The sequence below is a fragment of the Psychrobacillus sp. AK 1817 genome (assembly GCF_008807035.1).
Classification (GTDB): domain Bacteria; phylum Bacillota; class Bacilli; order Bacillales_A; family Planococcaceae; genus Psychrobacillus; species Psychrobacillus faecigallinarum.
In genome coordinates this window covers 455214-467562 of sequence record NZ_CP031739.1, presented here as the reverse complement: position 1 = coordinate 467562, position 12349 = coordinate 455214, and the positions used below count along the sequence as shown (strand labels likewise).

The window sequence follows — 12349 nt, the reverse complement described above, 5'->3', positions numbered from 1 at the left end:
TAAATATCGTAGATAGATGGATATCCATCAAATCAAAATGAAAGTTGAATTAATTTCATGAGAAAAAACTTGAAAAAACTTATTTAGATAGATTGCTTGTCTTATAATATGAGAAAACATATTTAGAAATGAAGGGATAATGAATGAATCATAAAGAAATAGTCATTAGAAAAATGATTGAAGGCGATTGGGACGATGTGCGTGAGATTTTTATAGAGGGAATACAAACAGGTAATGCTACCTTTCAAACAGAGGCTCCAACATGGGAAGAGTGGGATGCTAGCCATACAGTCAAATGTAGGTTCGTAGCGACGTTTAAAGAGAAAGTGGTAGGTTGGGCTGCCCTTAGTCCGATTTCAAGCCGAAAAGCCTTTTCTGGCGTTGCTGAAGTAAGTATTTATCTATACGGTTCATCTACTGGTATGGGCATTGGTGGAAAGCTACTCAAGCATCTAATAGAGGATAGTGAGCAACAAGGATTTTGGACAATCCAATCCATGATTTTTCCCGAGAATGAAGGGAGCATACATTTACATAGAAAACATAGTTTTGAGATAGTCGGTACTCGAAAAAAAATCGGGAAACTTAATGGAGTTTGGAGAGATGTAGTATTATTAGAGAGAAGAAGCTTTTTAACTGGTAAAGATTAAGAAAAAATTTAAATATAGTTGCAATATAAGATATAATAGGTAGCAAATAGATTAGTAATCTCATGGGTGGTTGGCACATACAACCCCTTTTGTCACGGTAAATTCAGACAGAGGGGAGGTGCTGCCTTTTTGACTGTATTTGAATCGCTTGTAATAATGATTAGCTTTGGTTCGCTAATTATTGCTTTAATTACTTTGGCTCTTTCAATGACACAAAAAAAGTAACCCACCTATGAGTTAGCGCTCGGATGGGTTACTTTGCCTTAAGAGCCAATCCCCATTGAAGGGAACTAGTCTATTTTACCGTTTGGATGCTACCAACATCTAAGCGGTTTTTTATTTTATACATTTATTGACCTAATTATACCAATATTTATAGTGAGTATCAATTTAAAGGGAGTGTTCATATGAATATTAAACTGGCAGAAAAAAATGACATTGCTACAATTCTTGACATTTTGAATAAAGCAACCTTAAAGCTATTAAGTAAAGATATTAAGCAATGGACTTATCCGTGGCCAATCTCTGAAGTGGAAGATCAAATAGCACAAGGGCAAGTATTTAAATACGAGATAGAAAATGATATTGTTGGAACTTTTATAATTAAACCAATCCTTCAATTGAATAATCTCTCAATCAGGGAAAATAGTTTATACGTAGGCAGAATCGCAATTATACCTGAATACCAAGGAAAAAACATTGGTGCATCTATTATAGAGTACTGTCAATCTATTTCTGTAGAACAAAATAGAGATATGTATTTAGATTGCTGGGCCGGAAATAACAAGCTCAAGGATTTTTATAATGGCTGTGGCCTAAATTATTTAGGTGATTTTCCCGTAGACGATTATTTTGTTAGTATCTTTCAGTTTTAGTAAGGGTACTCACACTTAGGTGGTGGATTTTATAAAGAACTTCTTTAATATCATATCAAGCACATAGGCTATGCTAACCCCTAATGTATATCTCCAAAGATCCACGATTAAAAATCCTCTCCCTAAGATTAAGGCTCCTAGTGTTGTTCCTCGGATACTATTAATCCACTCTCCTTGGTATATCTGGCTAAACTCAATTGCAAAACAAAATATTAAGCTTACCAATAAGGAAAACTTCGGAGGTCTAGTAACTAAAATAAATCGTACTCCAAAATAAACCATAGCTGCCCAAAGTGCATCTCCAGCATTTAGCTCTAACACATCAAAAAGCAAATAACCATATATTCTAGAAGCTAATCCTAACAATATCATGAGAAAAGTAAGTGCCAAATACGTTAATTGATTGCGAAAGATTTGGTTCAAGGAAATCACTCCCTATAAAATAAATATGTTGAAAATGTGAATAGTAGTTTGAAAATACTAACTTTTATTAACCATATAATGGTTTTTATGTATTTTTATAATATAATGGAGGTTGAATTGTCTGAAAAAAATGGTTAATGGGGGATACATATGTCTTTTGATTCTTTGACATCAATAAGTAGTGCTTCTTTATATTTAGCTTTTATTTTGTATTTGATTGCAATTTTACCATTTGGCTTTGCAATCCGCTCCAAAAATAAGACAGCAACCACCCTAGCGTTGAGTCTAACTGTATTAGGATTTGTTGCTCAGTTAAATTATTTTGTCTTAAGATGGATTGCTTCAGGTCATGCTCCTGTTAGTAATCTCTATGAGTTTATGACCTTCTTTGGCATGATGCTAGTTGGTGGCTTTTTCCTAGTCTATTACCTCTATAGACAGGTTGTGATTGGATTATTCTTAATGCCAATTGCTATATTAATCATAGCTTATGGAAGTATGTTCTCCAAGGAGATTACACCTTTAATCCCTGCCTTACAAAGCAATTGGTTAACAATACATGTGATTACAGTAGCTATTGCAAGTGCAATATTATCTCTTTCATTTGTAACTGGGCTAATCTATTTGATCAAGAAAGTAGACCATAACAAAAAAGGAGCAAGTACATTTTTTTTAGAATTTGTATTATATCAATTAATAGTCGTTTTAGGTTTTGTGACTATAACTGCAATATTTGGCTTTGTCCATTATAACGCTAGTTACCAATTTGTTAATCAACAAGGCAATCAGGAAACCTATCAGTATAGTCTACCAGCTATCGTAACACCTAATAATGCACTATCAATAGATGATACTGGTGATGAATTAAAAGGGAGTTTCTCCGGGCTAGTACAGGTACCAGTTATTTTTGACGCGGCAAAGTTGAATACGTTAATTTGGTCCTATTTTATAGGCTCCATACTTTACATACTTATTCGGTTATTTTCTCGTAAGAGTATATCAAAGCTTTTACAGCCACTCACACAAAAAGTAAACCTTACTCTAATGGACGAAATATCTTATCGAGTTATCGTTATTGGATTTCCTCTGTTTGCATTAGGTGGTTTGTTCTTCGCAATGATTTGGGCACATTTAGCATGGAGCAGATTCTGGGGCTGGGATCCTAAGGAGGTATGGGCATTAATCACCTTCTTATTCTACACAGCATTTTTACACCTGCGCATCAACAGAGGGTGGGATGGAGAGAGAACAGCTTGGTTAGCTATCATTGGATTTGGGACCATCATGTTCAATCAAATCTTTGTCAATCTAGTCATCGCCGGCTTGCATTCATATGCTTAAATACTATAACCTTAAATATTTTGAGAATGGAGAATACAACTAAAGAAAATAATTTTAACCTAGCTAGTTCCCCAAGGAGAAAAATTGCATTTTTAGTGGATAGCCTTCTTTTTTACTGCTGAGTATTATCGTTTCATTGATAAAAACTTTTAGACAGTAAATTTTTGGATGTTATATATGCGCTGTATTTAACGATTCTACCAATAGTTTGGAGTGGTTATATTATTGGTAAGAAAATGTTTAATATAAAAGTAGTACAGGTAGATGGAGAGTAGGTAACCATCACTAATATGCTACTAAGAGAAATTGTCGGTCGATTCTTATTAGGCATTGTAAGTTTTGGGATAACTCATATCATAAGTTTCTTTATGATAATATTTCGGAAAGACAAAAGAAGTATACACAATATTCAACTAAAGAAGAAGTCTTAAAGGGAGAAAGAGAAATTATTCATATTTAAAAGTTATGAACTTTGTACTTGGTGATATCAGTTAATTTTTTAATCTGTAAGAGGATAATATTAAGTAAAGAATGGCAGGATGGAGCAGATGAGCGATCGATTTGATTTAAGCTTTAAAAATAAAGAAGTTCGAATGTGGTTTTATATTATATTACCAACGATTGTTGTATGTAGCATAACTTTTTTGTTCATTGATCTTGATTATAATTACATTCCACATTTGTTAATTTACTTTGCTTGGATAGTATATTATTCATGGAGACTTTTTTATAGACGCAACAAAAAGAAATCTCTGTAACACTAGTACCAATAGAAAGCAGGGCTAATAATTACAATGGATTTACACATAGAACTCATATTTACAATATAATGAATAGTGAGAAAAAAACTATTGAATAGAAAAAGGTTAAATTCATTAAAAATAGGAAGGGAGAGGTTTCTATGGAAAAATTATTAGAACAAGCACTTAAATTGAGAAAAAAAGGTCTTCTTCTAGATTCCAATACTATTTTGCTTCAATTGGTTAAAGATTTCCCTCAAAATGCTTATATTAATTATCAATGTGCCTGGAGCTTTGACGCGCAAGGAGAGGAGCTTAAGGCTGTTCCATTTTATGAGAGAGCAATTAGTCTAGGATTACCTGAAAAAGATCAGGAAGGGGCTTTTATTGGGCTTGGAAGTACATATAGAACACTCGGAGAATACGTAAAGTCCCAAAAAACCTTGCAGCAGGGTTTAGAACGATTTCCAGATAATAGAGCTATGCAAGTATTCTTAGCGATGACATTATACAACTTAAATGATCATAACAAAGCTATGGAACTATTATTAAAAAACATTAAAGATACGTCAATAGATGAAAATATACAAAGCTACAAAAAGGCAATTGAATTTTATTCAGATAAGCTGGATGAGATTTGGAATTGAAACAGAAATAAGTGATAAATAAGGTAAAACAAAATAAATGATGTGTATAGTGTCTGAATTACAATTTACAGTTAATTTGAATACAAGGAAGACATTAACCTGAACAATGAATTGTAATAACTAAAAATATGAGTGATTAAAATGCAAAAAAGCTATAAATTTATAATCTATAAAAATCATGTATTTACGTATTTTTCTCAAATATCTCACTGTTTCAAGTATACTTTTCAAATGAAACGTAACTTCGTATAATTTATATTATGTAAACTAAAATTAAAAATTATGGAAAGAGGTGCGCCTACACCTCTTTCTTATTTCGACTGCCACAAAAGTTTAGACATTCGCTCTATGCTAAGTCACTTATACATTTACTCGCCTGCCGGTTAACTTTTGATTACCTAACAGGCTTATTAAGTTCGCCTTAACTTGTTCGTGAAAAACAACTCTGTCGTAAACTCCAACGCTTATAACATTATTAAAATATTTACTATTTCTTTATATACTTATGCAGCAGTTCAATTACTGAAATTTTACTCTTGTGCAACTCCTATTTTGCCGTTTGCAGTATTCTTTATGACTTTAGGTAGTTATTTACATCGAACACTTTTTTATTGCTTAAGTAATGCTAGCTTGCTTTTCGATGGTGTTTCGTATTTTACATTTGGTGATTTTTGAATGTAATTTCCACCACCTACACCATATAAACCACCATGATTGCTCTTATAGTTATAAACACGGTATTCTTCACCTTTTTTCAAAGTTCGAACAGTAGTCAATGAACCATTGCTTTCCATCTTGACCAAGCTTGTATTGGATAAAATAGTAGCTTTACCTATTTGCCCTAATTTTAGCTCTGTTTTTCCCCACATCACTTTTTTTATAGATGGAACATCTGTCTTTTTCTTAATATAAGCAGAGGAAATATAACCTGTTAGCTTTTGATCTTCAGTTTTAACAGGGTACCACACAAATTGGTTTATGCTCGTTGGAGATTGGTCGTATAAGAATTTATCTTCAATAATTAAGGTAGTGTTTTTGGCTAAAGTATTTGCTACTGAAGAAGTACTAGGTTGCGATCTTAATTTTACATTGTCTGCTGTTAGCAATACCTTGCTTCCTTTTTGGAAATGATATGAAGAGGTATGCAATTGATCCGTTAATGTATATTCCTTCTTCGTAAAGGCAATATTGTCACTGCTGTTAGGGTCATATTCAAAATCAGCTAAACTGAAAGGAAACTGCGCTAATTTAGTGCTATTCAAGTAACTATCCTTTTCAATAAATGTAAAGACTTTTTCTTGATAAGCACCAATGTTCTTCAATCCATTGGACTTATATAGTGGACTGTTAGCAGGTTTTATACCGTTATAAGCCATGACTGGAAAGTACCAGTTCTCGATTATTTCAGGTCCTCCGCCTATTATTTTAGGCAAATCATTACGTTTATACATACTGTTAAGAATTTCGACGCCTGCTTGAATATTATAAGTGATATCGTATTTCAATCTTTCTTGATCATAGCTTAGTTGATTGGTAACTTGCATAAGACCAATCCCTTGATCCGTTGAGATTACAGGCTGACCATTTGCATCGAATTGTTTCCAACCGCCATTTTCTTTAGTAGCAACAGCCTTCACAACTTCAGGAGGAATTTTTGCTTCTATGGCTGCATTCGTAAGTAGACAGTTCATATACTGAAAAGATGGATTTTGGTTTGGCTTTATTTCCCCATATGAAGAGCATTTAGACGTCCATGCTGACTCAGCGGAAGCTTCTCCATTGGACCAAGCCAATAGCATTAAGCAAGCTAAGAATGCTAAACTCATTTTTAATAGTTTCATTGATTTAATCCCCATTTCATTGAATATTTTATATTTATTAGTATATATTACCATAAAATATGAATGGAGAAATTATTATTGGAATAAAGTGGTGCTATCTACAAAACTAGCTAAATTCAATAGAGTTAAAAAAGAATAAACACTTAGTTATCGTAATCCTCCAGCAAACAAATTTCGATGAATTCAAAAAAGCTATTTGCATCAAGGGATCTATCCTCCCAATCGTGCCAGTAGTATAAAACCTGACCGATTGTTCCAGCTTCAGTTGGATCCATGTCCATGCAAAGATAGTCACCAGCACCATTGTCGGCAATTGGAATCCACTTAGAATTCCATATAAATGGCTTTATTTCTTTTTCATTTTCTGGCTGCATATCATCGGGATCATATTCTTCCTGCAAAAACGACCAATCCTTTATAATTTTGTGGATGGGAGAAAGAACCAAATTTCTTACAAATGGATTCACACCAGGCTCCCAAACTTGTCCGTTATACACTCTGTAAAAATTCTGTACTTCTTCTGGTAGCTTAACTTCCAGCTTTTGTTGGAGTAAATCCAATTCTTTGTCAGTGACGCCAGGTTGAAGGTTTAATGACTCTTTAAACCCTTCCTCAAATTTTTCACCTCTTGCGATTATCTGATTCCATAGGTTTGCAGCATTGTTCATTCTGTTCTACCTCTCTCCTTCGTAAATCCATACATAAATATTTTACATAGTACTAGCAACAAAAAACAGATATAAAATCTAGATCTTTATTTCATAGGCTAAATTATTGAGAAAGAAAACGATATCAATCATTTGACCAATTGTACTTAAAAGGCTTGCATATACTATTTAGAGGGTTTAATCAATTGTTATTGGAATGATTTAAATGTGGAATGTATCACAAATAAGCTCTTGGATTATTGCAGTAGGTACAGTTATATCTGCAATAGGTAGTACTCCTTCACAAGTATTATCAAACGCAATGTTAAGAGACCTGAACATCATAGGGGATGCTCTACAAGCAATTGGGAGTGGTATAATCCCCACGGATGCGGATTATCTGGATAAAGTAGGAAGTCAACTAGGGGCCATAGGTAATCTCATTACGCTCGAGTCATTTTTTATCGAGGATCAAAATACGAGTTCCCTCATAAGTGCACAGGGTGATTTTCTTCAAGCGCTAGGTGGAGTTCTCACGATAGATTATTCTGGAAATCAGTCGATAGAAGACGCACTAAACAATATTGGAAATGTACTCCAAGTGATTGGAACTATTTATCAAGCATTATCAATTAAATATCCTTCAAATAGTCAAAAAGCGCAAGAAATGAATACAGTCGGTAGTTGGATACAAGCCGTTGGAGCAGTTCTTTCAGCCCTAACGGTTGATGAATGAGTTGAATGATTTCTCCAGGCAATACAAGTCAATCTTCTCATGTGAATGAAATTTAAAATAAAGACAGTGGATTATCGTATTCCTCTGTCTTTATTTTAGGTATAGCATCCTTATTGAAGAAGCTGTTAATTCTATAACTATTAAATATCTTACTTAAATTTTATACTCTATTTCCAGCTCTTTTGTAGCTTCCTAATATAAACAATTTGACCGATGTGATATGCATTATGTGTGGTGACATTCCCTACTACTTGCCACCAATTGGCATTCGAGTATTCTTGAACACTTTTTTCTAGTTGTTCTTCTGTTAATATCATTTGCCAATGTAAAAGAACTTCTATAAGTTGTTTCTTTAGTTCATCGAATGTTTTATTTTTTGAGATGGTAAACGTACTGTCATTACTTCCAACTGCTGGAACTGCATTAACACTAGATTCCTTATACCTTATTTGCCAGGTTTTATTCCAATAAAGCAAATGCTGTACAATTTCTGCAATACTATTATTTTCTTTACTCGCCTTCCAAAAAGCTTGTTCCTCTGTCAAACCATTTACAGATTCTGAAAATGGTACGTATCAACTGGGATCGTTTGCATTGGCTAACAGTTGGTCAGACAAAACATCTTTTGCATGAAACATACCTGCTATACTCCCCCTTAATGTTTATCATCATTTAAATGCCTCTATCTATAGTTAATTATTCTAGTTGATAAGATTATTCTCCTCTTTTTCAATTACTTGCTGCATTAGTAACAAACCTGTTATTTAGCTGTTAAATGAATAGTTGTTTAAAGTTAAAAATTAATCCTTGTAAGAAATGCGAAATAATATGCAAATGGTTTCATTAAAAAAGAAACGTTTATGGTTGAAACCATTAAACATTTCTTTTTAAGAACAAAAATATTTGTCTAGTTTTGTGAAACTTAGCTTTTCGAGGTTAGCTTTATAAAAATACGGTTGATTGATAGCTAACCCTCCGTTTCTTTATTTGCTTGTTTTTAAAATGTATATTTAACTCTGTCTCTGAAAATATACTTCTTCATAGGGCTGGACAATGACAAAGCCATCTCCTTCGAACTTCATTTGTATTGATTCTCCACTTCCTCTACCAACAAAGGTTTTAAAGGAGATATCTGTTTGGAAATCAGGCTGTAGATTACCGGACCAAGCCACTGTAGCATTTGGGTCTGTGAAAATGGGCTTTCCTGGTGTCACACGCAGTGTGAGAGGCTCGTAATGAGAAGTTATAGCAACTAAACCAGTTCCTTCACATCTCACATTAAACAACCCGCCAGACATCATTCCTGCCACTTTTTTCATGATTTTGATATTGTGATTAATGGACGGCTCGAAAGCAAGCAAATCGTTCCCATTTACATAAATCGCTTCATTTTGAAGATGAAGAATAATGATTTTCTTTCCACTGTCAGCTAGATATAATTTACCGTGGCCATTTGCCTTCATTAGTGAGGCACCTTCACCAGTCAAAGCCTTTTTAAACATTGCGCCCACACCATGCTCTAAAACGCCCTCACGCTCAAATTTAATTTTTCCGTGATAAGCGACCATGGCACCTGCTTTAGCCCAAACAAGCCCCTCCAGGTTAACCTCCAATAAGCGCTCTGTTTCTAGTTCGAAAAAGCCTTCTCCTTTATCCTCCTGCTCCGTTTTGCGTATAAATTCAGCTACTGAGTATCGATTCATCAACAAACACCCCTTCCTCTTATGATATACGATGATGAATAGAACTATGTTTAAAATCATCCTTAAATTGGTTTTCTTATCTATAAATCTAGCAAAATATCTATGATTTTACTGCTAATATAACGATGGACGGTGCTATCAAAATTCAATAGAACAGCTACCCCAATGTTTTCCTCTGGAATTAATGAGATTAATGCCCTTACAGCCATCTGTCCCCCGCCGTGCTCGATGATGGTTTTTCCCTTATAGTCCTCGATAAACCAGCCTAATCCATAAAAACATGTATTAGTTTCATTATCCCACTCTTCTGACACTCGACATACAGGATTTTGCATTTGCTTTTTGAGAGTATTTTCAAGCTGTTCACTTGAACTGTAGTTCAAATGAAAGGACATATACTTGGCCAAATCTGTTGCTGTAGAGTAAAGAAAGCCTATTGGAGCAGCCAAAGAATTCGTTGGATAAGGGGTTTCAACCTTGTCGGTACCTAAATAATATTTTGCGTAATTATTGTCAGTCAGAATGATATTTGTATCTGTAGTAGTTCGCGTCATTTGTAGTGGTGTTAAGAACTGATTTTGAAGGAAAGTCTCCCAGCTTTCTCCGGTAACCTTCTCGATTAAATCTCCCAAAATAACATATGCATCTGTACAATAGTTCCAATCATGTCCAGGGGGTGATTCTAGCTTAACTTTTCGAAACCACCTAGTGATATCCTCTCTAGTATGGATACTAGTTAATTCATCTTCTACTAACCTATAATAGGCTAAAGCCTCATCCCATTCAGTAGGTGTGTCTGAATAGATTTCTTTAACATTTGGAGCAACTAAATTGGCTATACCTAAATCAGCTGGAAAGCCTGTTGTATGGCTTAAAACATGTTTTACAGTTATTTGATCGCTTAAGTATTTATCTTTTGTTCTGAAATAAGGCAAATACTTAATGATTGGTGTATCGAGTTGGATGCTGCCCTTTTCAACAAGCTTCATAATGCAGACTGCTACAAAGTTTTTTGTTACACTTTGAATACTCATGATTGTATTTTCATCAATTAGGCTCGTAGTAGGCTCCAACTGAGCGTAACCGTATCCTTTTGCAAAAATTAGTTCATCTTTTTTAACTATAGAGACAGTAATCCCGACTCCTTGTTCTTCTATGACTCCATTTATTAAACTGTTTATTTCTTCTATCTTTTTATCAATTGTTTTCATTATTTGCTCCCTACATATTGCTAAATTTTCTAATTAAAGTGCTCCTTTTTGGTTAATGCCACACCCTATGCTGCATTTTTATATAGTTAGAACAATTGGTTGTTGTAACGATCTACCTCTCTGTCTGAGTTGGCTTGAGCGGCTACTTGATTCATTGTCTTCTTATGCGTTAAGTTATAATTCCTACTACTTAACCGATCTACGAGATAGGCACCTATTATGATAGCAGCAAAGAAACCCCAAAAAATCCACATAATCCAATGCATAACATCCTCTCCTTCTTCAGATATAGTATGTTCACTTAATACACATACGGAAAAATATTGAGAAAGTTTCGAATTTTAAGGTTAATGAAAATGACATCAGTAAAATGTGGATTTACTTTAAGTTAATATCAAGTATAAAAGCCTGTTTCTCTATAAAATAGAAGGAAATCAGGCTTTTTAGTCAAATATAACTTGTTGATTTATTAGTCCGTCCCTCGTTTAGAGGATGTGACGATGGTCGGTCTATAAAAAGGCTAATATTATATTTCCATTCCAAAACACAATGATTTATTCTTCATAGCTTCTGTTAATTTCTTTCTTAAACCTGCTAACCATTCCGGTTCCTGGTCCCACTTTTCTTCCGCAGATCGTAGAATACGCACATAACTATACAAATTTGCAAATCGTCTACAAGCTGGCATTATTGACATCATATCTTCTGATATCTCAAATTCAGTACGATATCCGTCCAAAAAGCTTTCTTTTTTCTGCTGAAAAATATCAGGCAGAATACAATCCTGTAAACTATCAAGTGATTGCTCGATATCCATTACATACCAGTGATACATGGCATCGTCAAAATCAATAACGTTACAAGAGTTATACTCTTCATCATAGAATACATTATCAAATTCAAAATCATAATGAATCAGTCCAAAATTGTTGTTTGTCTTAGGAATTGAGTCAAAATAATCTTGTAATAACAGGGTTTCCTTCAATGCAGATTTTTCGAGAGGAAAATCAACTAGAATATTGTGAATCCAATTTAATACGTCGCTATATGACCATCGTTTGTATTGTGAAGTTTTATACTCACTGGATAACTGATGGAGCTTTCCTAAAGCTTTGCCATAATTAAAAATAACTGTGTCACTTAAATCGGTCTTGATGATTTGCACACCTGCAACACGTTTAAATACAGAGGCAAAGTATACGCCCCATGGAGTTTGTAATTTGACGAGCTCCTTCCCATTCTTTGATACAGCAGTTTCTACTGCTCCATACTTTTTGGATCGAAGGTAAGAAATAAAGTCCAATTCTGCTAAAATATTTTCTTCGAATTTCTCCGTTTTTGGAGAAAATCTTAAAAATTGAGTTTTGCCCCTTGCTTGAAATGGATAAATAGCATTTGAAGATATTCTGTAGTACTTGAACATATCAAGAGAGCGTTCATCAAATTCCCAATTTCTCAACAACATTTCTGCTAAATCCTCATTTTTAAAAAGATATTTCAATTTCAACATAAACTGACAACTCCCCTTACTTAAA

Annotated in this window: 13 protein-coding genes and 1 pseudogene; 6 read left to right on the top strand and 8 right to left on the bottom strand. The window is 34.0% G+C overall.

Features of this window, described 5'->3' with window-relative positions:
* Positions 1-143 precede the first annotated feature (143 nt).
* From D0S48_RS02390 to D0S48_RS02385, 3 genes are all read left to right on the top strand, one after another.
* Positions 144-650, top strand: a complete 507-nt coding sequence (locus tag D0S48_RS02390; protein ID WP_151109845.1) for a GNAT family N-acetyltransferase — start codon at positions 144-146, stop codon at positions 648-650.
* A 66-nt stretch (positions 651-716) separates the two neighbouring features.
* Positions 717-875, top strand: a complete 159-nt coding sequence (locus D0S48_RS21245; protein ID WP_225321671.1) for a putative holin-like toxin — start codon at positions 717-719, stop codon at positions 873-875.
* Between the two features lie 182 nt (positions 876-1057).
* Positions 1058-1525 carry a GNAT family N-acetyltransferase gene (locus D0S48_RS02385; protein WP_151109843.1) on the top strand — a complete coding sequence of 156 codons (468 nt, stop codon included), beginning with the start codon at positions 1058-1060 and terminating at the stop codon, positions 1523-1525.
* Between the two features lie 15 nt (positions 1526-1540).
* On the opposite strand, the gene D0S48_RS02380 is transcribed toward D0S48_RS02385, so the two are convergent.
* Positions 1541-1957 (bottom strand): ribosomal maturation YjgA family protein, encoded by a 417-nt coding sequence (locus D0S48_RS02380; protein WP_225321670.1) that lies wholly within the window; start codon positions 1955-1957, stop codon positions 1541-1543.
* Between the two features lie 141 nt (positions 1958-2098).
* Here D0S48_RS02380 and ccsB point away from each other — a divergent pair, with 141 nt between their 5' ends.
* Together ccsB and D0S48_RS02370 are read left to right on the top strand one after the other, a co-directional pair.
* Positions 2099-3289: a c-type cytochrome biogenesis protein CcsB gene (gene ccsB / locus D0S48_RS02375; RefSeq protein ID WP_151109841.1), complete on the top strand. Its 1191-nt coding sequence runs from the start codon at positions 2099-2101 to the stop codon at positions 3287-3289.
* 901 nt (positions 3290-4190) lie between these two features.
* Positions 4191-4676, top strand: a complete 486-nt coding sequence (locus D0S48_RS02370; protein ID WP_151109839.1) for a tetratricopeptide repeat protein — start codon at positions 4191-4193, stop codon at positions 4674-4676.
* Positions 4677-5284: 608 nt separating this feature from the next.
* Here D0S48_RS02370 and D0S48_RS02365 read toward each other — a convergent pair.
* Entirely contained in the window at positions 5285-6517 is a 1233-nt protein-coding gene (locus D0S48_RS02365) for an SH3 domain-containing protein (protein ID WP_151109837.1), read from the bottom strand.
* Between the two features lie 143 nt (positions 6518-6660).
* Positions 6661-7185, bottom strand: coding sequence for an SMI1/KNR4 family protein (locus D0S48_RS02360; protein ID WP_151109835.1), 525 nt, complete (start codon positions 7183-7185; stop codon positions 6661-6663).
* A gap of 205 nt (positions 7186-7390) precedes the next feature.
* On the opposite strand from D0S48_RS02360, the gene D0S48_RS02355 reads away from it, so the two are divergent.
* The gene (locus D0S48_RS02355; RefSeq protein ID WP_151109833.1) at positions 7391-7900 is read left to right on the top strand and encodes a DUF6944 family repetitive protein; all 510 of its coding nucleotides are present in this window, start codon (positions 7391-7393) and stop codon (positions 7898-7900) included.
* Positions 7901-8067: 167 nt separating this feature from the next.
* Here the strand turns inward: D0S48_RS02355 and D0S48_RS02350 are convergent.
* The 5 genes and pseudogenes from D0S48_RS02350 to D0S48_RS02330 form a co-directional block, all read right to left on the bottom strand.
* Positions 8068-8538: pseudogene (locus tag D0S48_RS02350) on the bottom strand (DinB family protein).
* Between the two features lie 372 nt (positions 8539-8910).
* The gene (locus tag D0S48_RS02345; protein WP_151109831.1) at positions 8911-9603 is read right to left on the bottom strand and encodes an AIM24 family protein; all 693 of its coding nucleotides are present in this window, start codon (positions 9601-9603) and stop codon (positions 8911-8913) included.
* Positions 9604-9683: 80 nt separating this feature from the next.
* On the bottom strand, positions 9684-10814 hold the full coding sequence (locus D0S48_RS02340; RefSeq protein ID WP_151109829.1) for a serine hydrolase domain-containing protein: 1131 nt from the start codon (positions 10812-10814) through the stop codon (positions 9684-9686).
* Between the two features lie 86 nt (positions 10815-10900).
* Positions 10901-11080, bottom strand: coding sequence for a hypothetical protein (locus D0S48_RS02335; protein ID WP_144536412.1), 180 nt, complete (start codon positions 11078-11080; stop codon positions 10901-10903).
* Between the two features lie 260 nt (positions 11081-11340).
* The gene (locus tag D0S48_RS02330; RefSeq protein ID WP_151109826.1) at positions 11341-12324 is read right to left on the bottom strand and encodes a phosphotransferase enzyme family protein; all 984 of its coding nucleotides are present in this window, start codon (positions 12322-12324) and stop codon (positions 11341-11343) included.
* Positions 12325-12349 lie beyond the last annotated feature (25 nt).

Bases quoted from the DNA above. Each gene is read 5' to 3' on its own strand.
- D0S48_RS02335 (WP_144536412.1), bottom strand. From the start codon at position 11,080: ATGCATTGGATTATGTGGATTTTTTGGGGTTTCTTTGCTGCTATCATA.
- D0S48_RS02360 (WP_151109835.1), bottom strand. From the start codon at position 7,185: ATGAACAATGCTGCAAACCTATGGAATCAGATAATCGCAAGAGGTGAA.
- ccsB (WP_151109841.1), top strand. From the start codon at position 2,099: ATGTCTTTTGATTCTTTGACATCAATAAGTAGTGCTTCTTTATATTTA.
- D0S48_RS02365 (WP_151109837.1), bottom strand. From the start codon at position 6,517: ATGAAACTATTAAAAATGAGTTTAGCATTCTTAGCTTGCTTAATGCTA.
- D0S48_RS02345 (WP_151109831.1), bottom strand. From the start codon at position 9,603: ATGAATCGATACTCAGTAGCTGAATTTATACGCAAAACGGAGCAGGAG.
- D0S48_RS02355 (WP_151109833.1), top strand. From the start codon at position 7,391: ATGTGGAATGTATCACAAATAAGCTCTTGGATTATTGCAGTAGGTACA.
- D0S48_RS02370 (WP_151109839.1), top strand. From the start codon at position 4,191: ATGGAAAAATTATTAGAACAAGCACTTAAATTGAGAAAAAAAGGTCTT.
- D0S48_RS02385 (WP_151109843.1), top strand. From the start codon at position 1,058: ATGAATATTAAACTGGCAGAAAAAAATGACATTGCTACAATTCTTGAC.
- D0S48_RS02330 (WP_151109826.1), bottom strand. From the start codon at position 12,324: ATGTTGAAATTGAAATATCTTTTTAAAAATGAGGATTTAGCAGAAATG.
- D0S48_RS02390 (WP_151109845.1), top strand. From the start codon at position 144: ATGAATCATAAAGAAATAGTCATTAGAAAAATGATTGAAGGCGATTGG.
- D0S48_RS02340 (WP_151109829.1), bottom strand. From the start codon at position 10,814: ATGAAAACAATTGATAAAAAGATAGAAGAAATAAACAGTTTAATAAAT.